Below are 24414 nucleotides of genomic sequence, written 5' to 3' on the forward strand. Positions count from 1 at the left end.
ATGGCCCTCACCCGCATCGAGATGGCCGCGCGTGCGGCCCGCGAACTCGCCGACGGTTCGTACGTCAACCTCGGCATCGGTCTTCCGACCCTCGTCCCCAATCACGTGCCCGACGGGGTCACGGTCGTGCTGCAGTCCGAGAACGGCATCCTCGGCGTCGGGCCCTACCCGAGGGAGGACGCGGTGGATGCCGACCTCATCAACGCCGGGAAGGAGACGGTCACGACCCTCCCGGGCGCCGCGTTCTTCGACTCCGCGCTGAGCTTCGGCATGATCCGCGGGGGGAAGATCGACGCGGCGATCCTCGGGGCCATGCAGGTCTCGGCATCCGGAGATCTGGCGAACTGGATGATCCCCGGCAAGATGGTCAAGGGTCCGGGCGGCGCGATGGACCTCGTGCACGGAGCGGCGCGCGTCATCGTGCTGATGGAGCACGTCGCCCGCGACGGCTCGCCGAAGATCGTCGACGCGTGCTCGCTCCCGCTGACCGGTCGCGGTGTGGTCGACCGCATCATCACCGACCTCGCCGTCATCGACGTCACCCCCGACGGGCTCGTGCTCGTCGAAACCGCTCCCGGTGTCACGGTCGACGAGGTCGTCGCCGCCACCGAACCCCCGCTCACCGTCCGCATCCCCGAGGAGCAGATCGCATGACCTCCGCCACCGACGTCGTCATCGTTGCCGCTGCCCGCACCCCGCAGGGGCGCCTGAAGGGACAGCTCGCGCCACTGACCGCCGCGCAGCTCGGTGCCGCCGCCATCTCGGGCGCGCTCGAGCGGGGCGGCATCCCCGCCGACGCGGTGGACGCCGTGCTCGTCGGTCAGGTGCTGCAGGCCGGTGCGGGACAGAACGCCGCCCGCCAGGCCGCGATCGCCGCCGGCATCGGGTGGGACGTGCACGCCGCGACCGTCAACAAGGTCTGCCTCTCAGGGCTCACCGCGATCATCGACGCGGCCCGCATGCTCCGGCTCGGCGACGCGACCGTCGTGGTGGCCGCGGGCATGGAGTCGATGACGCGCGCGCCGCACCTGATGATGAACTCGCGCGAGGGCTACGCCTACGGCTCGATCGAGGTCCTCGACCACATGGCGTACGACGGCCTCACCGACGCGTACGACCGCGAGAGCATGGGTGCCTCGACCGAGCGCGCGAACGTCCGGTACGACGTCACCCGGGAGGCTCAGGATGCCGTCGCCGCCCGGTCGCACCAGCGTGCCGCCGCCGCGCAGGAGGCGGGCGTGTTCGAGGCCGAGATCGTGCCGGTCTCGATCCCGCAGCGCCGAGGCGAGCCGGTGGTCGTCGCGTCCGACGAGGGGATCCGACCCGAGACGACCGTCGAGACGCTCGCGAAGCTCCGACCCGCCTTCGCGGAGGGCGGCTCCATCACGGCCGGCAACGCTTCGCAGATCTCCGACGGGGCGTCCGCCGTGGTCGTCACCACGCGCGCGGTCGCCCACGAGCACGGCTGGGACGTCCTCGCGGTCGTCGGTGCGGCAGGGCAGGTCGCCGGTCCCGACAATTCGCTGCACGCCCAGCCGGCCCGCGCGATCGCCCGCGCCCTCGAGAAGCAGGGGATCGTGGCATCCGACCTGGATCACGTCGAGATCAACGAGGCCTTCGGTGCCGTGGTCGCGCGATCGCAGGCCGAGCTCGGACTCTCCGACGACGTCGTGAACCCCCATGGCGGCGGTATCGCGATCGGTCACCCGATCGGCGCCTCCGGCAACCGTCTCGTCGTGCACGCGGTGCACGAGCTCGTGCGCAGGGGGAGCGGCACCGCCGCGGTCGCCCTCTGCGGTGGCGGCGGCCAGGGGGACGCGCTGATCCTCACGCGCTGACCCGGCCCGGGCACACGGATGCCGCGACCTCCGGGTCGCGGCATCCGTCGTGTCGTCAGCGGGCGAGGCGCTTCTTGAGCAGCTTCTGCTGCTTGCGGGCGACGGGCGAGTCGCCGGCGACGTTGCGTCCGCGCCGGGCTCGCCGGGTGTCGACGACCGCGCCGATCGCGAGGGCGAGCGTGATGCCCCAGCTGAGCCACGCCAGAGCCGTGCGCCACGTGAACTCCTCGTGTTCGCGGAGACCGCGCAGGAGCGTGACGCCGCCGGTGATGGCGCTGAGGAGACCCGTTCCGAAGATGTACTGGCGCATGCCCCCAACCTAGCGATGTGCGCCCACCGCGTGCGGTCGCCTTGACAGATGCCCTCGCCCTGCCCGCCCTCTCAGCGATAAACGGCGTCTGCGGCGAGAAACGCGCCGCCGTCCCATGTCTCGCCGCAGACGCCGTTTCTCGCGGGTCGGTGGGGGGCACCGCGCGGTGAGTAGCGCATTCCGGCCGCCTCGGGGAACGCCTTCACCCCACTGTTAGCCTGAGAGCAAGCTACCGAGGAGGACCTGTGCCCCAGGCCGATTTCGTCGTCGTCGCCAATCGTCTGCCGGTGGATCGCACCCCCGACGGGGAGGGATGGCGGCGCTCGCCCGGCGGTCTCGTCACCGCCCTCGAGCCGGTCATGCGCCGCGCCGAGGGAGCGTGGGTCGGATGGGCCGGTCAGCCCGACGTGGCCCTCGAGCCCTTCGACTTCGACGGGACGCACCTGGTGCCGGTCGAGCTGTCGGCGGCCGACGTGCAGCACTACTACGAGGGCTTCTCCAACGACACGATCTGGCCGCTGTACCACGACGTGATCGCCGAGCCCACCTACAAGCGGGCGTGGTGGGACGCCTACGTCCGCGTGAACCGACGCTTCGCCGAGGCGGCGGCCGCGGCCGCCGCCGACGAGGCGATCGTGTGGGTCCAGGACTATCAGCTGCAACTCGTGCCGAAGATGCTGCGCGAGCTCCGGCCCGACCTCACGATCGGCTACTTCCACCACATCCCGTTCCCCGCCTACGGCCTCTACTCGCAGCTTCCGTGGCGCAAGCAGGTGCTCGAGGGCCTCCTCGGCGCGGACGTCATCGGATTCCAGCGCGTGGCGGATGCCGGCAACTTCGCGCGCGCCGTCCGGCGTCAGCTGCGGTACGAGACCAAGGCGAGCGGGATCTCGGTGCCGGACGGCGAGGGCGGCACGCGCGTCGCGCTGGCCAGGGCGTTCCCGATCTCGATCGACGCGGAGTCGTACGTCGAGATGGCGCAGCGCCCCGAGATCCAGCAGCGGGCACGCGAGATCCGCGAAGGTCTCGGCAACCCGCGCAAGATCCTGCTCGGTGTCGATCGCCTGGACTACACCAAGGGCATCCGCCACCGCCTCAAGGCGTGGGGCGAGCTCCTCGAGGACGGTCGGGCCACGGTCGAGGATGCCACTCTGGTCCAGGTCGCGAGCCCGAGTCGCGAGCGCGTCGACGCCTACGTGCAGTTGCGCGACGAGATCGAGATGACGGTCGGACGCATCAACGGCGACCACGACAGCACCACGCACACCGCGATCCGGTACCTCCACCAGTCGTATCCGCGCGAGGAGATGGTCGCGCTGTACCTCGCCGCCGACGTGATGCTCGTCACGGCGCTCCGCGACGGCATGAACCTCGTCGCCAAGGAGTATGTCGCGAGCCGCATCGACAACCGCGGTGTCCTCGTGCTCAGCGAGTTCGCCGGTGCGGCGGACGAGATGGGCAGCGCACTGCTGATCAATCCCCACGACATCGACGGACTCAAGGACACGATCGTGCGGGCGCTGGAGATGCCCTCCGCCGAGCAGGGGCGCCGCATGCGCGCCCTGCGCAAGCGGGTCCGCGACCACGACGTCGAAGACTGGTCGCGCGAATTCCTCGAAGCCCTCTCGGCGTTCCACGACCGCGCATCCAGCGCCTCGGCGGCCGCCGAAGTGGATGCGTCCGTCGACGAGCCTCGGGATGCCTCGTGACCGCCGCCGACGCCGCGCTCGAGGCGGTCTCGACGACCCCCGTCCTCCTCGTCGCACTCGACTTCGACGGAACCCTCGCGCCCCTCGTCGACGACCCGATGACCGCGCGCATGACCCCGCGCGCCCGCGCCGCCGTCGATGCCCTGGCGGCTCTGCCGGACACGGTCGTCGCCCTGGTGTCCGGGCGTTCGCTCGGGCATCTCCGCGAGATCGCCGAGCACGATGACGCGTCGCCCGTGTGGCTCGCCGCGTCGCACGGGGCGCAGTTCTGGACGCCGGGCGCGGGGGAGGAGGCGGCGGCCGACGATGCCGACGACCTCGCGCTGCGCGACCGCCTCCAGGCGACGATCTCCGACGGCGTCGGCCACCTCGACGGCGTGTGGATCGAGCCGAAGGAGTTCGGCGTGGGCGTGCACACGCGGCGGGCGGATGCCGAGGCGACGGAGGAGGCGCGTGGTCTCGCGGATCGCCTCGTCGCCGAGGAGGCCCCGGACTGGCGGCGGCGCACCGGCCACGACATCCTCGAGTTCGCCTTCCGCCACGAGGGCAAGGACTCCGCCGTCGCGCGTCTTCGCGAGCGGACCGGGGCGACCGCGGTGATCTTCGCCGGCGACGACGTCACGGACGAGGACGCCCTCGGCGCCCTCGCGACGGGGGATCTCGGCATCCACGTCGGCACCGGTGCCACCGTCGCGGCCCTCAAGGTCGCCGACATCGACGGGCTCGTCGATGTGTTGGAGGCGGTCGCGCATCAGCGTGTCGCCCACGCGCAATAGACTGCGAGAATGCCCGCTCCGCAGAATCCGAACACCGGTGAGTTCGACATCAAGCCCCGCAGTCGCGTCGTCACCGACGGCATCGAAGCCACCACGTCCCGAGGCATGCTCCGTGCCGTCGGCATGGGCGACGAGGACTGGGACAAGCCCCAGATCGGCATCGCCTCCAGCTGGAACGAGATCACTCCCTGCAACCTGAGCCTCGACCGTCTGGCCCAGGGCGCGAAAGAGGGCGTGCACGCCGGCGGCGGCTACCCGCTGCAGTTCGGCACCATCTCCGTCTCGGACGGCATCTCGATGGGGCACGAGGGAATGCACTTCTCGCTCGTCTCCCGCGAGGTCATCGCCGACTCGGTCGAGACCGTCATGATGGCCGAGCGCCTCGACGGCTCGGTGCTGCTCGCCGGCTGCGACAAGTCGATCCCCGGCATGCTCATGGCATCCGCCCGTCTCGACCTCTCCAGCGTCTTCCTCTACGCCGGCTCCATCGCGCCGGGCTGGGTCAAGCTCAGCGACGGCACCGAGAAAGACGTCACGATCATCGACTCGTTCGAGGCCGTGGGCGCGTGCCTCGCGGGCAAGATGAGCGAGGCCGACCTCAAGCGCATCGAGTGCGCGATCGCCCCGGGCGAGGGCGCGTGCGGTGGCATGTACACCGCCAACACGATGGCCTCCGTCGCCGAAGCGCTCGGTCTCAGCCTCCCCGGCTCGGCCGCCCCGCCGTCGGCCGACCGCCGTCGCGACTACTTCGCCCACCGCTCGGGCGAGGCCGTGGTGAACCTGCTGCGTCAGGGAATCACGACGCGCGACATCCTCACTAAAGAGGCGTTCGAGAACGCCATCGCGCTGGCGATGGCCCTCGGCGGCTCGACCAATGTCGTGCTCCACCTGCTGGCCATCGCCAACGAGGCCGAGGTCGAACTGTCGCTGCACGACTTCAACCGCATCGGTGACAAGGTGCCGCACGTCGCCGACATGAAGCCGTTCGGCAAGTACGTCATGAACGACGTCGACCGTCACGGCGGCATCCCGGTCATCATGAAGGCGATGCTCGACGAGGGCCTCCTGCACGGCGACGCGCTCACCGTCACGGGGAAGACCCTGGCCGAGAACCTCGCCGACCTGAACCCCGACCCGGTGGACGGCAACGTCATCCACCGCTTCGACGACCCGATCCACGCCACCGGCGGCATCACGGTCCTGCACGGATCGCTCGCTCCGGAAGGTGCGGTCGTGAAGACCGCGGGCTTCGACGCCTCGGTGTTCGAGGGACCCGCGCGGGTGTTCGAGCGCGAGCGCGGCGCCATGGATGCCCTCGAGGCCGGAGAGATCAACGCCGGCGACGTCATCGTGATCCGCTACGAAGGCCCCAAGGGCGGCCCGGGTATGCGGGAGATGCTCGCCATCACCGCGGCCATCAAGGGCGCGGGGCTCGGAAAAGATGTACTACTCTTGACGGACGGTCGATTCTCAGGCGGCACAACCGGCCTCTGCATCGGCCACATAGCTCCCGAAGCGGTGGACGCAGGTCCTATCGCCTTCGTGCGCGATGGTGATCTGATACGGGTCGATATCGCCGCTCGCACTCTCGACTTGATCGTCGATGACGCCGAGCTGAGTTCCCGCCGCGAAGGCTGGGAACCGCTTCCCCCGCGCTATACCCGTGGCGTTCTGGCCAAGTACTCCAAGCTCGTGCACTCCGCCGCGGAGGGCGCGGTCACGGGCTGACGGCCGTCCCCCTTTCACCCCCACCTGGTTCCGAGGTACCACCATGTCCGCCGAATCCGCCACGGCCGTTCCCCGGCCCCCCGCTCGCACCGCCCCGGCGCCCGTGCTCACGGGCGCCCAGGCGGTCGTCCGTTCGCTCGACCTGCTCGGCGTGACCGATGTGTTCGGTCTGCCGGGCGGCGCGATCATGCCCGTCTACGACCCGCTCATGGACGACGAGAACGTCCGCCACATCCTCGTGCGCCACGAGCAGGGCGCCGGCCACGCGGCCGAGGGGTATGCCGCAGCCTCCGGTCGCACCGGCGTCGCCATCGCGACGTCCGGCCCCGGTGCGACCAACCTCGTCACCGCGATCGCCGACGCCTACATGGACTCGGTGCCGCTGGTCTGCATCACCGGCCAGGTGTTCTCGACCCTCATGGGGACGGATGCCTTCCAGGAAGCCGACATCGTCGGCATCACGATGCCGATCACGAAGCACTCGTTCCTGGTGAAGTCCGCCGAGGAGATCCCCGGCGCGATCGCCGCGGCGTTCGAGATCGCCTCGACCGGGCGTCCCGGCCCGGTGCTGGTGGACATCACGAAGGACGCGCAGCAGAACTCGGCGCCGTTCATCTGGCCGCCGAAGATCGATCTGCCCGGCTACCGTCCCGTCACGAAGGCCCACGGCAAGCAGATCCAGGCCGCGGCGCAGCTGATCGCGCACGCGAAGAAGCCCGTGCTGTACGTCGGGGGCGGTGTGATCCGCGCGAAGGCGTCGGCCGAGCTCAAGACGTTCGCCGAGGCGACCGGCGCTCCGCTGGTGACGACGCTGATGGCGCGCGGGGCGTTCCCCGACTCGCACGACCAGCACCTCGGGATGCCCGGCATGCACGGCACGGTGCCCGCTGTCCTGGCGCTCCAGGACAGCGACCTCATCGTGTCGCTGGGCGCCCGTTTCGACGACCGCGTGACCGGCAAGGCGGCGCTCTTCGCTCCGAACGCGCAGGTCGTGCACGTCGACATCGATCCCGCTGAGATCTCCAAGATCCGCACCGCGGACGTTCCGATCGTGGGCGACCTCAAGGAGGTGCTCGTCGACCTGGATGCCGCGTTCCGGCAGGCGGCATCCGAGACCGAGGTCGACTACTCGGAGTGGTGGACCTTCCTCAACGGTCTCCGCGAGGAGTTCCCGCTCGGCTACACGCCCACCACCGACGGGCTCCTGTCTCCGCAGCACGTGATCCAGCGGATCGGCGAGCTGACCGGGCCCGAGGCGATCTACGCCGCGGGAGTCGGCCAGCACCAGATGTGGGCGGCGCAGTTCATCAAGTACGAGCGTCCCAACGCGTGGCTCAACTCCGGCGGTGCCGGAACGATGGGGTACTCGGTTCCCGCCGCGATGGGCGCCAAGGTGGCCGAGCCCGAGCGCGTCGTCTGGGCGATCGACGGTGACGGCTGCTTCCAGATGACCAACCAGGAGCTCGCGACCTGCGTCATCAACGACATCCCGATCAAGGTCGCGATCATCAACAACTCGTCCCTCGGCATGGTCCGCCAGTGGCAGACGCTGTTCTTCGACGGGCGTCACTCCAACACCGACCTGAACACGGGGCACGGGACGCGTCGCATCCCGGACTTCGTCAAGCTCGCCGAAGCCTACGGATGCCTCGCCATCCGGGTCGAGAAGGAAGATGAGATCGACGCGGCCATCCAGCTCGCGCTCGACACCAACGACCGACCGGTCGTCATCGACTTCGTCGTGAGCGCGGATGCCATGGTGTGGCCGATGGTCCCGCAGGGCGTCAGCAACAGCTATGTCCAGTATGCCCGCGATCACTCGCCCGCCTTCGCCGAGCAGGAGGACTGAGATGTCTCGTCACGTTCTGAGTCTCCTCGTCGAGGACAAGCCGGGTCTGCTGACCCGCGTCGCGGGGCTGTTCGCCCGTCGCGGCTTCAACATCGAGTCGCTCGCCGTGGGCGTCACCGAGGTGCCGGGCCTGTCCCGCATCACGGTCGTCGTCGACGTCGAGGGCCTGCCGCTCGAGCAGGTGACGAAGCAGCTCAACAAGCTCATCAACGTCATCAAGATCGTCGAGCTCGACCCGGCCAGCTCGGTGCAGCGCGAGCACGTGCTCGTGAAGGTCCGCGCCGACAACGCCAGCCGCTCCCACGTGCTCGAGGTCGTGAACCTGTTCCGCGCGTCGGTGGTCGACTACGCGCCCGACGCCCTCGTCATCGAGATCACCGGCGACTCCGGCAAGGTCAGCGCATTCCTCAAGGCCATCGAGCCGTTCGGAGTGAAGGAGCTCGCGCAGTCGGGCCTGCTCGCCGTCGGCCGCGGTGGCAAGAGCATCACCGAACGCGTCCTGCGCGGCTGAACCTCTCACCCCTTTTCACACACCCCGGTCCCGTCGCGGGACCAGTATCCAAGGAGAAAGCATCCCCATGGCAGAGATCTTCTACGACGACGACGCCGACCTCTCGATCATCCAGGGCAAGAAGGTCGCGATCGTCGGCTACGGCTCGCAGGGTCACGCCCACGCGCAGAACCTCCGCGACTCCGGCGTCGAGGTCGTCATCGCGCTCAAGGACGGCTCGAAGTCGGCCGCGAAGGCGCAGGAGGACGGCTTCGAGGTCAAGAACGTCGCCGACGCGACCGACTGGGCCGACCTGATCATGATCCTGGCGCCCGACCAGCACCAGCGCTCGATCTACGCCGACTCCATCAAGGACAAGCTCACCGAGGGCAAGACGCTCGCCTTCGCGCACGGCTTCAACATCCGCTTCGGCTACATCGACGCCCCCGAGGGTGTCGACGTGATCCTCGTCGCCCCCAAGGCGCCCGGCCACACCGTCCGTCGCGAGTACGTCGCCGGCCGCGGCATCCCCGACATCATCGCCGTCGAGCGCGACGCCTCGGGCTCGGCCTGGGACACCGCCCTCTCGTACGCGAAGGCCATCGGCGGCACCCGCGCCGGCGTCATCAAGACGACCTTCACCGAAGAGACCGAGACCGACCTGTTCGGCGAGCAGGCCGTCCTGTGCGGTGGCATGAGCCACCTCGTCCAGTACGGCTTCGAGACGCTGACCGAGGCCGGCTACCAGCCCGAGATCGCCTACTTCGAGGTGCTGCACGAGCTCAAGCTCATCGTCGACCTCATGTGGGAGGGCGGCATCGCCAAGCAGCGCTGGTCGATCTCCGACACGGCCGAGTACGGCGACTACGTCTCCGGCCCCCGCGTCATCTCGCCGGACGTCAAGGAGAACATGAAGGCCGTTCTCGCCGACATCCAGTCCGGTGCGTTCGCGCAGCGCTTCATCGCCGACCAGGACAACGGCGCCCCCGAGTTCCTCGCCCTCCGCGAGAAGGAGCAGGGGCACCCGATCGAGGCCACGGGCAAGGAGCTCCGCGGCCTGTTCGCCTGGAAGCAGCAGGACTCCGACTACGTCGAGGGTTCCGCCGCGCGCTGATCCCCGCCGCGAACGCCCCGGAACCGTCCTGGTTCCGGGGCGTTCGCCGTTGCGGCGGGGCATCGACGCCCCACGGGCGTGCAGCGCTAGCGTGGAGGCGTGAGCACACCGCGCGACGACGACGCCCTCTCCTGGGGCGGTGACGACGACCCGACGCTCGATGTGGGCGAGAAGCGGGTCTCCGAAGCCGAGCCCTTGCCGTTGCAGCACGAGGCCGAGCCCGAACCGCTCCAGCCGGAACCGCTGTCGACCTCGGCGGCGCCGGCATCCCGGCATCCGGGAACCGCGCCCGAAGCCGACGCCGAGACCACGGATGAGGGGGATGCCGAACACTCGGCGCCGCTCGGCAATGTCGGGCTCGTCGGCATCGGGATGATCGCCGCGACGTTCCTGCTCTTCGCGGTCGGCTGGTTGGTGGCCGGATTCCGTCTGCGCGACCTCGGCCTCCCCATCCCCGACGTCACGGTCCTCGCGCTGACCATCGCCGCGACCCTCGCGCCGCCGGTGTGGTTCGTGACCGTCCTGGCGCTCACGCGCGGCTGGCGCACGTGGCAGCGGTTCCTGCTGCTCATCCTCGGCATCCTGTTGCTCGTTCCGTGGCCCTTCCTCTCGTTGGGAGCTTCCGTATGAGCGCCACCACCCGCGTCCGCCGCCTGCCGACGTGGCTCGTCGTGACCATCGCCGGGCTCTTCGGCCTGCTGTACGCCTTCGTCGTCTGGAGCTCGGTGGCGCTGCTCGTGCAGCAGGCGACCGGCGCCCTCGGCCTGAACGGGCTGGGATGGTTCGTCTACATCCTGCCGATCGTGTTCCCCCTGGTGGCCTTCGGCGTCGCGTTCGCGATCGGCGCGCGCCGCAAGGCAGGGGAATTCTCGCTGGCCCTGCTCGCCGGGCTCACCCTGTCCGCCGCGTTCTGGCTGGCGATCGTCGGGTACGGAGCGACGTCGTACGGGTTGTACGGCGGCTGATCGCCCGTCGGATGGCGGCGGGTCGCCCGACATACGCCTTCGGCGCGGCTGCGGGTCGCGCCCGCCGGAGCGTCACGCGGTCGGACGCCTGCCGTTGCAGCGCTAGGCTGGCAGACGGCCCGCACGGGTCGCGCGCCCGGTTCGCGCCGGCGATGCGCGGCGGTGCGCGCCGCTCCCCAGCACCGTTTCGAAGGACGCATCCGTGACGAAGCCCGTCGTGCTCATCGCCGAAGAACTCTCTCCCGCCACGATCGACGCGCTCGGCCCCGACTTCGACGTGCGCCACGTCGACGGGACCGACCGCCCCGCGCTGCTCTCGGCCCTCGCCGACGCGCACGCGGTGCTCGTGCGCTCGGCCACCCAGATCGACGCGGAGGCCCTCGCCGCCGCGCCGTCGTTGAAGGTGGTCGCTCGCGCCGGCGTCGGACTCGACAACGTCGACATCAAGTCGGCGACCGCGGCCGGTGTGATGGTCGTCAACGCACCCACGTCGAACATCATCTCCGCCGCGGAGCTGACCGTCGGTCACGTCCTCAGCCTCGCACGTCGGATCCCCGCCGCCCACGCCTCTCTCGCTCAGGGACTGTGGAAGCGCAGCTCCTTCACCGGCACCGAGCTCTTCGAGAAGACGATCGGCATCATCGGCCTCGGTCGCATCGGCGCCCTCATCGCGGCGCGGCTGCAGGCGTTCGACATGCGCGTGATCGCCTATGACCCGTACGTCACCGCGACGCGCGCGCAGCAGCTCGGCGTGCAGCTCGTCTCGCTCGACGAGCTCCTCGACCAGAGCGACTTCGTCACGATCCACATGCCGAAGACCCCGGAGACGACCGGGATGATCGGTACCGAGCAGCTGCGTCGCATGAAGAAGTCGGCCTACGTCATCAACGTCGCGCGCGGCGGTCTGATCGACGAGGACGCGCTGTACGACGCGCTCACCTCGGGCGAGATCGCTGGAGCCGGCCTCGACGTCTTCTCGACCGAGCCCCCGGTCGAGGGTGGTCCGGCGCGCAAGCTCCTCGACCTGCCCAACGTGGTCGTCACGCCCCACCTCGGCGCCAGCACCGAAGAGGCCCAGGAGAAGGCCGGCGTTTCCGTCGCGCGTTCGGTCAAGCTCGCCCTCGAGGGAGACCTCGTCCCGGATGCCGTCAACGTCGCCGGTGGCGCGATCGATCCGTTCGTGCGCCCGGGCATCGCCCTGGTGGAGATGTTGGGTCAGTTCTTCAGCGGTCTGGCCGACAGCGCCCTGTCGAGCCTCGACATCGAGGTTCGCGGCGAGCTCGCGGAGTACGACGTGAGCGTGTATCGTCTCGCGGCTCTCAAGGGCATCTTCAGCCGCATCGTCAGCGAGACGGTGTCGTACGTCAACGCGCCGCTCTTCGCCGAGCAGCGCGGCGTCGAGACCCGACTCGTCGTCGAGTCGGAGAGCCCGCTCTACCGCAACATCACGATCCTGCGCGGCACTCTGGCGGACGGCTCGACCCTCGAGGTCGCCGGTACGCTCGCCGGCACGCGCATGGTGCCGAAGGTCGTGGGCATCAACGGCTACGAGATCGAGGTTCCGATCGAGGCGCACCACATCGTGATGCGCTATGCCGACCGTCCCGGCATCGTCGCGATCTACGGTCAGAAGCTCGGTGAGGCGGGCATCAACATCGCCGGCCTCCAGGTCGCCCGACCGGATGCCACGGGCCGTGCACTGTCCGTGCTCACGGTCGACTCCCCGGTGCCCGATGAGATCCTCGCGGCGATGCGCGAAGCCGTGAACGCTGATCTGTTCCGTCAGATCGAGATCGTCGAGAGCTGACGCACGACGGAAGTGCGGGGGAGGGGGTCGCGTAAGCGGCCCCCTCCTCCTGCGTTTCGGGTTCTCGTCCGTTCGGCTGCGTCCACGATCCGTCCTGGGCGGCACACGGGGTGCGGTCTCGGGTGAGATCCGTCCGGCGGAGGATGGAATCGGCGGGACCCGGCGACCGCCGGGCCCGTTCGTCGTCAGCATCGACCCATGCTCTTCTCCCTGGTCGGTCGGCTGGCGTCGGTGGCTGTCGGCTCCGCCCTCCTCATCGTCGGGCTCGCCGAGATCGTGGGCGGCCGGTGGTGGGGATCCCTCGCGGTCGTCGGCGCGGCCGGTGTCCTGCTGGGCGTGGCGCTGGAGGCATCCGGGATCGTTCGCGTCCCGCGCCGGGGCGATCGCCGATCTCAGGTGGTCGCTGCGACGACCGCGGAGATGAGCGCGTCGAGGTCGGTGCCCTCGAGTGCGGGGCCGGGGAGCGCGTTGAGGTCGAGAACGGCGTTGAAGTAGAGCCCGTCGCTCACGAGCAGGACCATCTGCAGGGCGGTCTCGTCACGGGTGTGGGCGCGCAGGCTGTCTTCCCAGAGTTCGCGGACACGGCGCAGGCTCGCCGATGCGGCGTCGCTGCCGTTCTGAGCCAACCGTGACACCGCGAGGATGGTCACATCCAGGGGCGAACCGGTGTTCTGCGACGAGCGCAGGTGCGCGGCCACGACGCCTTCCGGAGAGTTCTCGATTTCGTCGACGTCCTGCTGGGCGAGCGTCTCGAGGCGCTGCACGAGGGCTTCCTCCAGCGCGCTCTTCGAGTTGAAGTGGTAGAGAAGTCCGCCCTTGCTGACACCGGCGGCGCGGGCCGTGGCATCCATCGTCGCCGCCCGTTCGCCGTCGTCGACGAGGATGCGGGTGAAGGCGTCGAGGACGGCCTCGCGGGCGAGTGGGGGTCTGCTCATGGCCTTTAGATCGTAATGGCGGGCGGTGTGTCGATTCTGTTACTATACCGGCTGGACGGTTTAGAAACGGAACTCGGAAGAATGCTCACCTCGTCGTTGCCCACTCAAGAGATCAACGCTCCTCGCGCCGGCTGGCGCGGGTGGTTCGCGCTGGCGGTGCTCATGCTGCCCGTGCTGCTCGTGTCGGTCGACAACACCGTGCTGAGCTTCGCTCTGCCCGAGATCGCGCTGTCGCTGCAGCCGTCGAGCATCGAGCAGCTCTGGATCATCGACGTCTACCCGCTCGTTCTAGCCGGACTCCTCGTCACCATGGGCACGCTGGGTGACCGGTTCGGCCGGCGGCGCATGCTCCTGATCGGCGCTACCGGATTCGCGGTTGTCTCCGCGCTCTCCGCGTTCGCGCCCACCGCGGCGCTGCTGATCGCGGGACGCGCTCTGATGGGTGTGTTCGGTGCGATGCTGATGCCCTCCACCCTGTCGCTGCTGCGCAGCATCTTCCGCGACCGCGACGAGCGACGCCTCGCCATCGCGGTGTGGGCGTCCGGGTTCTCCGCGGGCGCCGCTCTCGGTCCGATCGTGGGCGGGTTCCTGCTCGAACACTTCACCTGGGGGTCGGTCTTCCTCATGGCCGTGCCCGTGCTCGTGCCCTTGCTGGTGCTGGCGCCGTTCTTCGTGCCCGAGAGTCGCGATCCTGCCCCGGGCCGGTTCGACCCGGTGAGCGTCTTCCTCTCGCTCGCGACGATGGTGCCGGTCGTCTACGGCATCAAGAAGCTGGCCGTCGACGGTCCGACCCTGACCACCGGTGCTCTCTTCGTCATCGGCGTCGTGTTCGGCTGGCTGTTCGTGCGGCGGCAGCGTTCCCTGCCCACCCCGATGCTCGACATGTCGCTGTTTCGTCGGGGCACGTTCTCCGGCGCGATCCTGGTCAACCTGCTCAGCGTCGTCGGTCTCGTGGGCTTCCTGTACTTCGTGGCACAGCACCTGCAGCTGGTCGTCGGACTCACGCCGATGGTGGCCGGCTTCGCGCTGCTGCCGGGGCTCGTGCTGATGATCGTGTCGGGCCTCGCCGTAGTCCCGGTGGCGCAGCGGTTCGCGCCGCGGGTCGTCGTCCCCGCGGCACTGGGCTTCTCGGTGGTCGCGTACGTCCTGGTCGCGGTGTCCACCGGCGACCTCGTGCTGCTCATCGTCGCCTTCGGTCTCCTCGGAATCGGCATCGGTGCCGCTGAGACCGTGTCGAACGAGCTCATCCTGTCCAGCGCCCCGCCGGCGAAGGCCGGTGCGGCCAGCGCGGTGTCGGAGACGGCCTACGAAGTGGGGGCCGTGCTCGGTACGGCGGTGCTCGGCGGCATCCTCGCCGCGTTCTACCGCGCACAGCTCGTGCTTCCGGCCGGACTCCCCGAGGCTGCCGCCGACGCGGCCCGCGAGACCCTCGCCGGGGCGGTGGCGGTGTCGCACACGCTGGACGATGCCGCTCTGGCGGAATCGCTGCGTCTCGCGGCCGCGCACGCGTTCGATTCCGGCGTCGTGGTCACGGCGTTGATCGGTGCCGGGCTGATCGTCGTGGCGGCCCTCATCGCTGCCACTACCCTGGGAGGAACCCGCGGCGCGTCGACGAAGTGATGCGCCCTGAGCGCTGAGGAGTGCGATGTCGCGCGTCGTCAAACTGGCCGTCATCCCCGGTGACGGCATCGGTCCCGAGGTCGTCACCGAGGCCGTGAAGGTCCTCGACGCGGTCACCGCCGGGTCCGGTGTGGAATTCGAGAAGACGCCGTTCTCCCTCGGCGCCGGCCGTTACCTCGAGACGGGCGACACGCTCACCGATGCGGACCTCGCCGCGATCGCCGAGCACGACGCGATCCTCCTGGGCGCGGTCGGGGGTGTGCCCGGCGACCCGCGCCTGAAGGACGCGAACATCGAGCGCGGCCTGCTGCTGAAGCTGCGTTTCGAGCTCGACCACTACGTCAACCTGCGCCCCTCGAAGCTGTACCCCGGAGCGACCGGTCCGCTCGCGAACCCGGGCGACATCGACTTCGTCGTGGTCCGCGAGGGTACCGAAGGGCCGTACGTCGGCAACGGCGGCTCCATCCGGCGCGGCACGCCGCACGAAGTCGCGAACGAGACGTCCGTGAACACCGCCTACGGCATCGAGCGGGTTGTGCGCTACGCGTTCGACCTCGCCGAGCGTCGCCGGAAGAAGCTCACGCTCGTGCACAAGACGAACGTCCTGGTGCACGCCGGTGGCATGTGGAAGCGGATCGTCGACGCCGTGGCGTCGGAGCACCCCGAGGTCGACGTAGATTACCTGCACGTCGACGCGGCCACCATCTTCCTGGTCACGAACCCGAGCCGCTTCGATGTGATCGTCACCGACAACCTCTTCGGCGACATCCTGACCGACCTGGCCGGCGCCGTCACCGGTGGCATCGGCCTCGCCGCATCGGGCAACATCAACCCCGACGGCGCGTTCCCCTCGATGTTCGAGCCCGTCCACGGATCGGCGCCCGACATTGCGGGCACCCAGAAGGCCGATCCCACGGCCGCGATCCTCTCCGTCGCCCTTCTGCTCGATCACCTCGGGCTCCCCGACGAAGCCACTCGCGTCACCCGCGCCGTGGAAGACGACATCGCGACCCGGGATGCCACCCCGCGCAGCACCGCGCAGATCGGCGACGCCATCGCCGCCCGCGTCCAGGCGTAACCTGGACCGATCGGCACGCGCCGCCGCCCGCGCCCCCCGACACCGTGTGAAAGAGACCATGACGACCATCGACACCGACCCCGACACCGGACTCGACCCGCTCGAGTTCGCCGTCACCCGCAATCTCGCCGCCAAGAGCCCCGCGCAGCGCGCCGAGATCCTCGCCAGCCCGGGATTCGGGCAGCACTTCACCGACCACATGGTCGACGTCTGCTGGTCGGTCCGCGGGGGATGGCACCGGCCGCGCGTCTCGCCCTACGGTCCGATCTCGCTCGACCCCGCCGCGGCCGTGCTCCACTACGGGCAGGAGATCTTCGAAGGCATCAAGGCCTACCGTCACGCCGACGGCTCGGTGCACACGTTCCGCCCCGATCAGAACGGACGTCGTCTGCAGCGTTCGGCGCGCCGTCTGGCTCTGCCCGAGCTGCCGGTGCCGTACTTCCTGCAGTCGCTGCGCGAGCTGATCGCGGTCGACGGCGACTGGGTGCCCTCCGGTGAGGACCAGAGCCTGTACCTGCGTCCGTTCATGTTCGCGAAGGAGGCGTTCCTCGGTGTCCGCCCGGCGCACAAGGTGGCGTACTACCTGATCGCGAGCCCCGCGGGTGCGTACTTCAAGGGCGGAGTCCAGCCGGTGTCGATCTGGCTAAGTGAGGACTACTCGCGCGCCGGCAAGGGCGGAACGGGCGCGGCGAAGACCGGCGGTAACTACGCCGCGAGTCTCCTGCCCCAGTCCGAGGCGTACGAGAACGAGTGCGATCAGGTCGTCTTCCTCGACCAGGACCGCAACATCGAGGAGCTCGGCGGAATGAACGTCGTGTTCGTCTACAAGGACGGCACCATCGTCACGCCGCAGTCCGACTCCATCCTCGAGGGCATCACGCGCGATTCGCTGCTGCAGCTCGCCCGCGACCGCGGTCACCACGTGGTCGGACGCAACGTTTCGCTCACCGAGTGGCGCGAGGGTGTGGCATCCGGAGACATCGTCGAGGTGTTCGCGTGCGGTACCGCCGCCGTCGTGACCCCCATCGGTGTGCTCAAGGGCAAGGACTTCATCGACGAGCAGCCGACCGGCACGCTCGCGCTGGAGCTGCGTCAGGAACTGACCGACATCCAGTACGGTCGCGCGGAAGACCGGCACGGCTGGCTGTATCGCCTCGACGCCTGAGGGCGTTGCGCATCCGGAGGGGTCCCCGCGAGGGGGCCCCTCCGCCGTTGGGTACCCGTGCCTGTGGGTTCCGCCCCACCGATAAACGGCATCGGCGACGAGAAACGGGCTCTCCCCGCGTGTTTCATCGTGGATGCCGTTTATCGCCAGAGGCTCGAGCAGCGCCGGGGCCGGACGCGGCGCCGGGGCAGAGCAGCAACGGGGCCGGGGCAGAGCAGCAACGGGTCCGGGCAGCGCCCGGGGCGGACGCGGCGCGGGGGCAGGATGCAGCGCCGGGGCCGGACGCGGCGCCAGGGCAGGACGGGGTGTCGGGTGGGCCGCGGTTAGGCTGAGACGGTGAAGATCGCTCGGTTCAGCTACCAGGAAACCCTCCGCTACGGCATCGTCGACGATGCCGAACTGGTCGTCCTCGCGGGTGACCCCCTGTTCGCCGGGTTCGAGACGACGGGGGAGCGGATCCCGCTGTCCGAGGTCACGCTCCTGGCTCCGGTCATTCCGCGCTCGAAGGTCGTCTGCATCGGCAAGAACTACCACGACCACGCGGCCGAGATGGGCGGCGAAGCACCCGCCGAACCGCTCATGTTCCTCAAGCCCAACACCTCGGTGATCGGTCCGGACGACGTCATCGTCCGTCCGACCACGCTCAGCTCGCGGACCGATTACGAGGGCGAGGTCGCGGTCGTCATCGGCCGCATCGCGAAGAACGTCCCGGCCGAGCGGGCATCCGACTACGTCTTCGGGTACACCGTCGCCAACGACGTCACCGCCCGCGATCTGCAGAAGACCGACGGGCAGTGGACTCGCGCGAAGGGCTTCGACACCTTCTGCCCGGTCGGGCCGGTCATCGAGACCGAGCTCGACACGGATGCCGCGATCATCACGACCCGCGTCAACGGCGAGGTGCGGCAGAACGGACCGATGTCGGACATGATCCACTCGGTGCCCGATCTCATCGCCTACGCGTCGTCGGTGTTCACGCTGTTGCCCGGTGACCTGATCCTGACGGGGACCCCCGCCGGGATCGGCCCGTTCGAGGCGGGCGACACCGTCGAGGTCGAGGTGAGCGGGATCGGGGTGCTGCGCAACACCGTGCGCGATGCCTGAGCCGAGGTCGGCCGCGGCGCCCGACATCGCGCTCGTGCAGCGCCGGACCGTACGGGTCCTCGCGTCCGGGCAGGTGCTCACGGGCGTCGCGTTCGGGTCGACGCTGTCGCTGGGCGCTCTGCTCGCCGCCGATCTGTCGGGGCAGGAGGCGTTGTCCGGCTTCGCCACCGCGGCGGTGACACTGGGCGCGGCTCTCACGGCGATCCCGCTTGCCCGCCTCGCGGCGGCGCGCGGTCGTCGATTCGCGTTGAGCGCGGGGAACGTCGCCGCGCTCGTCGGCATCGCCGTCGTGATCGTCGCCGCAGCCCTGCGGCTGTTCCCCCTGCTCCTCGCCGGGATCGCCCTGATCGGCGCGGGGAATGCCGCCACTCTGCAGGCGCGGTTCGCCGCGACCGACCTCGCGAGCACGACCCGTCGGGGCAGAGACCTCGCGACGGTCGTCTGGGCGACCACCGTCGGCGGTGTCGTCGGTCCTCTGCTGCTGGCGCCGGGCGAGGTCCTCGGGGCGGGCATCGGGATGCCACGGCTCACCGGTGCGTACCTGTTCTCTTTCGCGGCCCAGGCGTGCGCGCTCGCGCTGTACGTGCTGGTCCTGCGGCCCGACCCGCTGCTCCTCGCACAGAGACGCGACCGCGAGAGCGCGGGCGCCGCGACCGTGGAGGCCGTGGTCGATCGGCCCGCACTGGCCCGGTACGCGATGTTCGCCGTGGCTGCGTCGCACGTGACGATGGCATCCGTCATGGCGATGACGCCCGTGCATCTGTCGCACATCGTCGCTCCGGATGCCGTGACCCTCGCCGTCGGCGTCACGATCGCGCTGCACGTGTTCGGGATGTACGGGCTGTCGCCCGTCTTCGGGATCCTCGCTGACCGTGTGGGGCGGATCCCCGTCGTCCTTCTCGGGCAAGTGCTGCTCGCTGCGGCGTTGGCGGTGGCGGCGACGCTGCCGTGGTCGCAGGCGGGGGTGCTCGTCGCCCTGGTGCTGCTGGGTCTCGGCTGGAGCGCGGCCACGGTCGCAGGCTCGGCGCTCCTGACCGAGGCGACTCCGCTCGCGGGTCGTCCCCGGCGTCAGGGAAGCAGCGACACCTTGATGACGGCGTGCGCCGCCGCCGGGTCCGTTCTCGCGGGCGTGATCCTGAACGTCGCGGGATACGGCGGGCTCGCGCTCTGGGCGCTCGTGCCCGTCGCGGCCGTGTGCATCGGAGCCGTGGCGGTCAGAGCGCGACGGTGAGCGGCGCGCTGAGCCGGCCGCGCAGGGCCGAGAGCGCGCGGTCGACGTCGCCCTCGTCGTTGAAGACGTGGAAGGCGACCCGGGCGCGGCCCGCGCGTCCCGACGCGATCATTCCGGATGCCGTGAGTCGCGCGAGCGCGCAGCCCTCGGCATCCGGCCACGTGACGATGGCCGAGGGGCGTGGGGGCTCGTCCAGGTCCATTCCCGCACGGAAGCGCGCGGCGAGCCCCGTCGTGTGCGCGTGCACGGCGGCCGGATCGGCCGAGGCGAACAGCGCGAGGGCGGGCGCGGCGCCGACGAACGCCTGCCAGGCCGGCGAGACGTCGAAGCGTCGGGCATCCGACGCCAGCGGTGCCGACACGCCGTAGCAGGACGCCCACGGATCGTCCCCCGAGTACCAGCCGGCGTGCACGGGACGGAGTTCACGCGCGAGGGCCGGGGACAGGGTGAGGAAGCCGACCCCGCGGGGAGCGCACAGCCACTTGTACGCGTGGCACACCGTGGCGTCGAAGAGAGTGGCATCCACGGGCAACCACCCGGCCGCCTGCGTCAGATCGCACAGGGTGCGTGCGCCCGCCCGGGCCGCTGCGGCGGCGATCCCGGCGGCGTCGGCGACCTCGCCGGTGGCGGATTGCACGAGGGAGAACGCCACGAGCCACGTCTCGGCCGTGACCTCGTCGGCGAGACGGCTCAGCGGGACGGACCGCAGGCGTACGCCGCGACCCGCGTGCGCGAAGGGGGCCACGAGCGACGCGAAGTCGCCTTCGGGGCACAGCACCTCCGCCCCGTCGGGCACGGCGGCGGCGATGAGCGAGACGGCGACCGAGGTCTGCGCGGCGATCGCGACACCCGACACGGGCGCGTGGACGAGGTGCGCGTAGGAGCGTCGGGCGTCTTCGACCGCCCGCGTGGCGGCGGCGACGTCGGGTCGCCCGGATGCCGCGGCCTGGAGGTCGGCGGACACGGCGGCGACCGTCGCGCGGGGCGGAAGCCCGAGCGTGCAGGCGGCGAGGTAGTCGCGGCCTCCGGCGAAGTGCGGCGCGAGGGTCATAGGACCAGCGTGCCCGCGCCCTGTCCATAGCACCACTGGATGTTTTGCATGAAACGCATTCGCCATGGTTATGTTCTGGCATGAGCGATGCACCCCACGCCGACGGGCTCGATGCGCACGTCCTCCGCGTCGTGAAGGCGATCGCCGACACCGGTTCGATCACGGCGGCGGCGCGCGCCCTCGGCTACAGCCAGCCCGCGGTCAGTCAGCAGCTGCGGCGGCTGGAGCGTCGCTCGGGCCTGCCGATCGTGGAACGCGTGGGGCGCGGGGTCCGGTTGACGGAGGCCGGGTGGGTGCTCGCCCGGCACGCCGCGACGGTGACGACCGCGCTGGATGCCGCCGCCGGCGACCTCGCGGAACTGCGCGGCATGCGGGCGGGACGCGTGCGGATCGCCGCGTTCCCGTCGGCATCCTCGACGGTCGTGCCCCGGGTGATCGCCGCACTGTCGGCTCGTCGGCCCGGGGTCGCGCTCAGCTTCGTCGAGGCCGAGCCGCCCGAGGCGATCGCGGCGGTCCGCGAGGATCGCGCCGACATCGCCCTCATCTACAGCTTCCCCGGCGACCGTCGCGAGCAGCTCGAGTCCGCGGCGGGCGGTCTGAGCGTCCGTGCGGTCGGCGGCGACGACACGGTGCTCGTCGTCCCCTCCGATCATCCGGTCGCGGGCGACGACCCGGTGGATCTGTCGCGTCTCGCCGGGGAGCGTTGGATCGCGGGGTGCCCGCAGTGCCGGGGTCACCTCCTCGAAGCGTGCGGACGTGCCGGCTTCGTCCCCGACATCGCGTTCGAGACCGACAACTACGTCGCCGTCGAGAACCTCGTCGCCCAGCGGGTCGGCGTCGCCATCCTGCCGGGGATGGCCGTGGCATCCCTCCCGCTCGTCGCGGGGATCGCGGTGCCCCGCCTGCCGGCGTCCGAGGCGCGGACGCTGCACGTCGTCACGGCACGCGGAGCCGACCGGGTCCCGGCCGTCGGTGCGGCCCTGGGAGTCGTCGACGAAGTGCTCGTCGATCATCCGCACCCGGCGCCGGGGCGCCCGGGCCGCGCGGGCGCCGCCGAGTAGGATCGGGGGGTGTCTGCCACACCCGATCCCCGCACCACGACCGCCACCGGCGCCGACGTGCGCGTCCGCTTCTGCCCCTCCCCGACGGGCCTGCCGCACGTCGGTCTGATCCGCACCGTCCTGTTCAACTGGGCCTACGCGCGCCACAACGGTGGGAAGCTCGTGTTCCGCATCGAGGACACGGATGCCGCCCGCGACAGCGAGGAGAGCTACCAGCAGCTCCTCGAGGCGCTGCGCTGGATGAACATCGACTGGGACGAGGGGGTCGAGGTCGGCGGTCCGCACGCCCCGTACCGGCAGTCGCAGCGCCATGAGATCTACCGCGAGGTGCTCGACAAGCTCATCGCCGCCGGCGCGGTGTACGAGAGCTACTCGACCGCCGAAGAGATCGACGCCCGCAACGAGGCCAACGGTCGCGCGAAGCAGCTCGGCTACGACAACTTCGACCGCGATCTCACCGATGAGCAGAAGGCGGCGTTCCGCGCCGAGGGGCGTCAGCCCGCGTGGCGTCTGCGCGTGCCCGACCACGACCTCAGCTACGTCGACCTCATCCGCGGCGAGGTCACCTTCCCCGCGGGTTCATTCCCCGACTTCGTGCTGGTGCGCGCCGGGGGAGTGCCGCTGTACCCCTTCGTGAACCCGGTCGACGACGCCCTGATGGGCATCACCCACGTCATCCGTGGTGAGGACCTCATGCCGTCGACGGCGCGTCAGCTCGCGCTGTACTCCGCTCTGGTGGATGCCGGGGTCACGACGTTCATCCCGCGCTTCGGCCACATGCCCCTCGTGTTGGGCGAGACCGGCAACAAGAAGCTGTCCAAGCGCGACCCGCAGGCAGACCTCTTCCTGCAACGCGAGAAGGGCTTCATCCACGAAGGCCTGCTCAACTACCTGTCTCTGCTCGGCTGGTCGCTCGCGAGCGACCGCGACGTGTTCTCGCTCGACGAGATGATCGCCGCGTTCGACATCGCCGACGTGAACCCCAACCCGGCCCGCTTCGATCAGAAGAAGGCCGAGGCGATCAACGGCGACCACATCCGGATGCTGGATGCCGACGACTTCGCCGCCCGCATCGTGCCCTACCTCGCTGCCGCGGGGTTCATCGGCGAGGAGCCGTCCGCGGAGCACCGCGCGATCATCGCGGCCGCCGCGCCCCTCGTGCAGGAGCGCGTGCAGCTGCTCGGCGAGGTGCCGGGGATGCTCGGCTTCCTCTTCGTCGACGAGGTGTCGTACGCCGAGGACGCGCTCAAGGGCCTGCCGGCGAATGCGGGTGAGGTGCTCGTGGCATCCGTCGGTGCGCTCGAGCTCATCCCCGAGACGGAGTTCACCGCCGCCGCGGTCCAGGAGGCGCTGTCCGCCGCGCTCGTCGACGAACTCGGCCTGAAGCCCCGCGTGGCCTACGGTCCGCCCCGCGTCGCCCTGACGGGCCGTCGCGTGTCGCCCCCGCTGTTCGAGTCGATGGAACTCCTCGGCAAGGCCGCGACGCTTCGTCGCCTCGACGCTCTGGTGCAGCACCTGGGCTGACGCCCACGTCGCACGGTCGCTGAGTGTCCAGGACACGCGGATGCCACGCCGCGGCATCCGCGTGTCCTGGACGCCGAAGCGGGTGTGCGGCGCCGCGCGACGCGCGCGGGCGGGCGCCGGTTTGGCGCACGGCCCCGCGTCACGTAAGCTTGATCCTCGGCACGAACTTCGGTTCAGCGCCTTGGGGTATGGTGTAATTGGCAACACGGCGGTTTCTGGTTCCGTTGTTCTTGGTTCGAGTCCAGGTACCCCAGCAAGACGAAAGCCCCGGTCAGACCGCATTCCCGCGGACAGCCGGGGTTTCTTGCTTCTCCGCCGGCGCACGGGGAGCCCCTGGAGCCTCCTCTCGACCTTTGGTAGGCAGGAAGCATGACTTCCACCGACATCCGGCCACGGACCGATTCGCCGAGCGCGCGCGCCGCGCGGAAGAACCGGCTGCTCACGTGGATCACGCTGGCCATCGCCGCGGTCATCTGCGTGGTGATCGGCGTGGGGGCCTACGCCATGAACAACTCGTGGTGGACCGAGGAGTCGCCGGTCGCCGCCGCGGACCAGCAGCTGCCCGACGGCCAGTCCCGCTTCGATCAGGCGGGTCAGGACTACTTCAACCGGCAGGGGCGGGCGACCGTGGACCTCGCTTCGGGAACCTCCGCGACCGAGCTCGGTCTTCCACTCGCCGGCACCACCGCGATCGACACGCTCGTCCCGCTCGCTCTGGACATCCGCACGAACGGCGAGGACATCACCTTCGGCGGAGTGTCGCACTTCGACATCACGACGGGGCAGGACGGCATCACGGGGGTCTCGGTCGAGCCCGCGTCCAGTGGCGCCTGGTCGGCGATCTCCGCGGATCTTCGCGCGCGCGCGAACGCGTGGGGCTGGTCGGATGCCGATCTCGCGACGTTGGGCGACGAGGTCGGCGCCGCGGCGCGCGAGGAGGGCGTGGCATCGACGGTCAGCCTCCCCGCCGTGGCATCCGGAGGGCTGACCATCACCGCCGACGTGAACATCACCGCCGGGGGATCGCTCCAGCTCGTGTACACGCTGACGCGCTGATCC

22 protein-coding genes and 1 tRNA gene are annotated in these 24414 nt (G+C 70.2%); 20 read left to right on the forward strand and 3 right to left on the reverse strand.

Annotated elements, in window-relative coordinates; all coding sequences use genetic code 11:
• Both BW982_RS00735 and BW982_RS00740 read left to right on the forward strand, forming a co-directional pair.
• Positions 1-654 carry a 3-oxoacid CoA-transferase subunit B gene (locus BW982_RS00735; RefSeq protein WP_175611001.1) on the forward strand — a complete coding sequence of 218 codons (654 nt, stop codon included), beginning with the start codon at positions 1-3 and terminating at the stop codon, positions 652-654.
• Positions 651-1838, forward strand: a complete 1188-nt coding sequence (locus BW982_RS00740; RefSeq protein ID WP_076490206.1) for an acetyl-CoA C-acetyltransferase — start codon at positions 651-653, stop codon at positions 1836-1838. Before BW982_RS00735 ends, BW982_RS00740 begins: the two co-directional genes overlap by 4 nt.
• 55 nt (positions 1839-1893) lie before the next feature.
• On the opposite strand, the gene BW982_RS00745 is transcribed toward BW982_RS00740, so the two are convergent.
• Positions 1894-2148, reverse strand: a complete 255-nt coding sequence (locus tag BW982_RS00745; RefSeq protein ID WP_076490207.1) for a hypothetical protein — start codon at positions 2146-2148, stop codon at positions 1894-1896.
• 245 nt (positions 2149-2393) lie between these two features.
• Between BW982_RS00745 and otsA the strand changes: the two genes are divergently transcribed.
• From otsA to serA, 9 genes are all read left to right on the forward strand, one after another.
• Positions 2394-3857 (forward strand): alpha,alpha-trehalose-phosphate synthase (UDP-forming), encoded by a 1464-nt coding sequence (otsA, locus tag BW982_RS18440; protein WP_076490208.1) that lies wholly within the window; start codon positions 2394-2396, stop codon positions 3855-3857.
• Positions 3854-4633: a trehalose-phosphatase gene (gene otsB, locus BW982_RS18445; protein WP_076490209.1), complete on the forward strand. Its 780-nt coding sequence runs from the start codon at positions 3854-3856 to the stop codon at positions 4631-4633. The genes otsA and otsB overlap by 4 nt, the downstream gene beginning before the upstream one ends.
• 9 nt (positions 4634-4642) lie before the next feature.
• Positions 4643-6361: a dihydroxy-acid dehydratase gene (ilvD, locus tag BW982_RS00760; protein ID WP_076490210.1), complete on the forward strand. Its 1719-nt coding sequence runs from the start codon at positions 4643-4645 to the stop codon at positions 6359-6361.
• 43 nt (positions 6362-6404) lie between these two features.
• Positions 6405-8210 carry an acetolactate synthase large subunit gene (locus BW982_RS00765; protein WP_076490211.1) on the forward strand — a complete coding sequence of 602 codons (1806 nt, stop codon included), beginning with the start codon at positions 6405-6407 and terminating at the stop codon, positions 8208-8210.
• 1 nt (position 8211) lies between these two features.
• Positions 8212-8721 (forward strand): acetolactate synthase small subunit, encoded by a 510-nt coding sequence (gene ilvN, locus BW982_RS00770; RefSeq protein ID WP_076490212.1) that lies wholly within the window; start codon positions 8212-8214, stop codon positions 8719-8721.
• Positions 8722-8788: 67 nt separating this feature from the next.
• On the forward strand, positions 8789-9814 hold the full coding sequence (gene ilvC / locus BW982_RS00775) for a ketol-acid reductoisomerase (protein ID WP_076490213.1): 1026 nt from the start codon (positions 8789-8791) through the stop codon (positions 9812-9814).
• A gap of 99 nt (positions 9815-9913) precedes the next feature.
• A complete protein-coding gene (locus tag BW982_RS00780) occupies positions 9914-10444 on the forward strand; it encodes a hypothetical protein (RefSeq protein WP_076490214.1) in 531 nt (176 codons plus the stop codon).
• Positions 10441-10779 (forward strand): bacitracin resistance protein, encoded by a 339-nt coding sequence (locus BW982_RS00785; protein ID WP_076490215.1) that lies wholly within the window; start codon positions 10441-10443, stop codon positions 10777-10779. Before BW982_RS00780 ends, BW982_RS00785 begins: the two co-directional genes overlap by 4 nt.
• 202 nt (positions 10780-10981) lie before the next feature.
• A complete protein-coding gene (gene serA, locus BW982_RS00790) occupies positions 10982-12586 on the forward strand; it encodes a phosphoglycerate dehydrogenase (protein ID WP_076490216.1) in 1605 nt (534 codons plus the stop codon).
• 392 nt (positions 12587-12978) lie between these two features.
• Here serA and BW982_RS00795 read toward each other — a convergent pair whose 3' ends face one another.
• On the reverse strand, positions 12979-13521 hold the full coding sequence (locus BW982_RS00795; RefSeq protein WP_076490217.1) for a TetR/AcrR family transcriptional regulator: 543 nt from the start codon (positions 13519-13521) through the stop codon (positions 12979-12981).
• Between the two features lie 81 nt (positions 13522-13602).
• Between BW982_RS00795 and BW982_RS00800 the strand changes: the two genes are divergently transcribed.
• From BW982_RS00800 to BW982_RS00820, 5 genes are all read left to right on the forward strand, one after another.
• Positions 13603-15141, forward strand: a complete 1539-nt coding sequence (locus BW982_RS00800) for an MFS transporter (RefSeq protein ID WP_076490218.1) — start codon at positions 13603-13605, stop codon at positions 15139-15141.
• 25 nt (positions 15142-15166) lie between these two features.
• Positions 15167-16219 carry a 3-isopropylmalate dehydrogenase gene (locus BW982_RS00805; RefSeq protein ID WP_076490219.1) on the forward strand — a complete coding sequence of 351 codons (1053 nt, stop codon included), beginning with the start codon at positions 15167-15169 and terminating at the stop codon, positions 16217-16219.
• Positions 16220-16277: 58 nt separating this feature from the next.
• Entirely contained in the window at positions 16278-17384 is a 1107-nt protein-coding gene (locus tag BW982_RS00810) for a branched-chain amino acid aminotransferase (protein WP_076490220.1), read from the forward strand.
• Positions 17385-17720: 336 nt separating this feature from the next.
• Positions 17721-18488 (forward strand): fumarylacetoacetate hydrolase family protein, encoded by a 768-nt coding sequence (locus BW982_RS00815; protein ID WP_076490221.1) that lies wholly within the window; start codon positions 17721-17723, stop codon positions 18486-18488.
• The gene (locus BW982_RS00820; protein ID WP_076490222.1) at positions 18481-19719 is read left to right on the forward strand and encodes an MFS transporter; all 1239 of its coding nucleotides are present in this window, start codon (positions 18481-18483) and stop codon (positions 19717-19719) included. Before BW982_RS00815 ends, BW982_RS00820 begins: the two co-directional genes overlap by 8 nt.
• On the opposite strand, the gene BW982_RS00825 is transcribed toward BW982_RS00820, so the two are convergent.
• On the reverse strand, positions 19703-20770 hold the full coding sequence (locus tag BW982_RS00825; RefSeq protein WP_076490223.1) for an aminotransferase class V-fold PLP-dependent enzyme: 1068 nt from the start codon (positions 20768-20770) through the stop codon (positions 19703-19705). The genes BW982_RS00820 and BW982_RS00825 overlap by 17 nt on opposite strands.
• Before the next feature lie 80 nt (positions 20771-20850).
• Between BW982_RS00825 and BW982_RS00830 the strand changes: the two genes are divergently transcribed.
• From BW982_RS00830 to BW982_RS00845, 4 genes are all read left to right on the forward strand, one after another.
• Positions 20851-21831, forward strand: coding sequence for a LysR family transcriptional regulator (locus BW982_RS00830; protein ID WP_076490224.1), 981 nt, complete (start codon positions 20851-20853; stop codon positions 21829-21831).
• 9 nt (positions 21832-21840) lie between these two features.
• Positions 21841-23355 carry a glutamate--tRNA ligase gene (gltX, locus tag BW982_RS00835; RefSeq protein ID WP_076490225.1) on the forward strand — a complete coding sequence of 505 codons (1515 nt, stop codon included), beginning with the start codon at positions 21841-21843 and terminating at the stop codon, positions 23353-23355.
• Positions 23356-23537: 182 nt separating this feature from the next.
• A tRNA-Gln gene (locus tag BW982_RS00840) sits at positions 23538-23609 on the forward strand.
• Positions 23610-23724: 115 nt separating this feature from the next.
• On the forward strand, positions 23725-24411 hold the full coding sequence (locus BW982_RS00845; protein WP_076490226.1) for a hypothetical protein: 687 nt from the start codon (positions 23725-23727) through the stop codon (positions 24409-24411).
• Positions 24412-24414 lie beyond the last annotated feature (3 nt).

Source organism: Microbacterium sp. RURRCA19A (assembly GCF_900156455.1).
Lineage (GTDB): Bacteria > Actinomycetota > Actinomycetes > Actinomycetales > Microbacteriaceae > Microbacterium.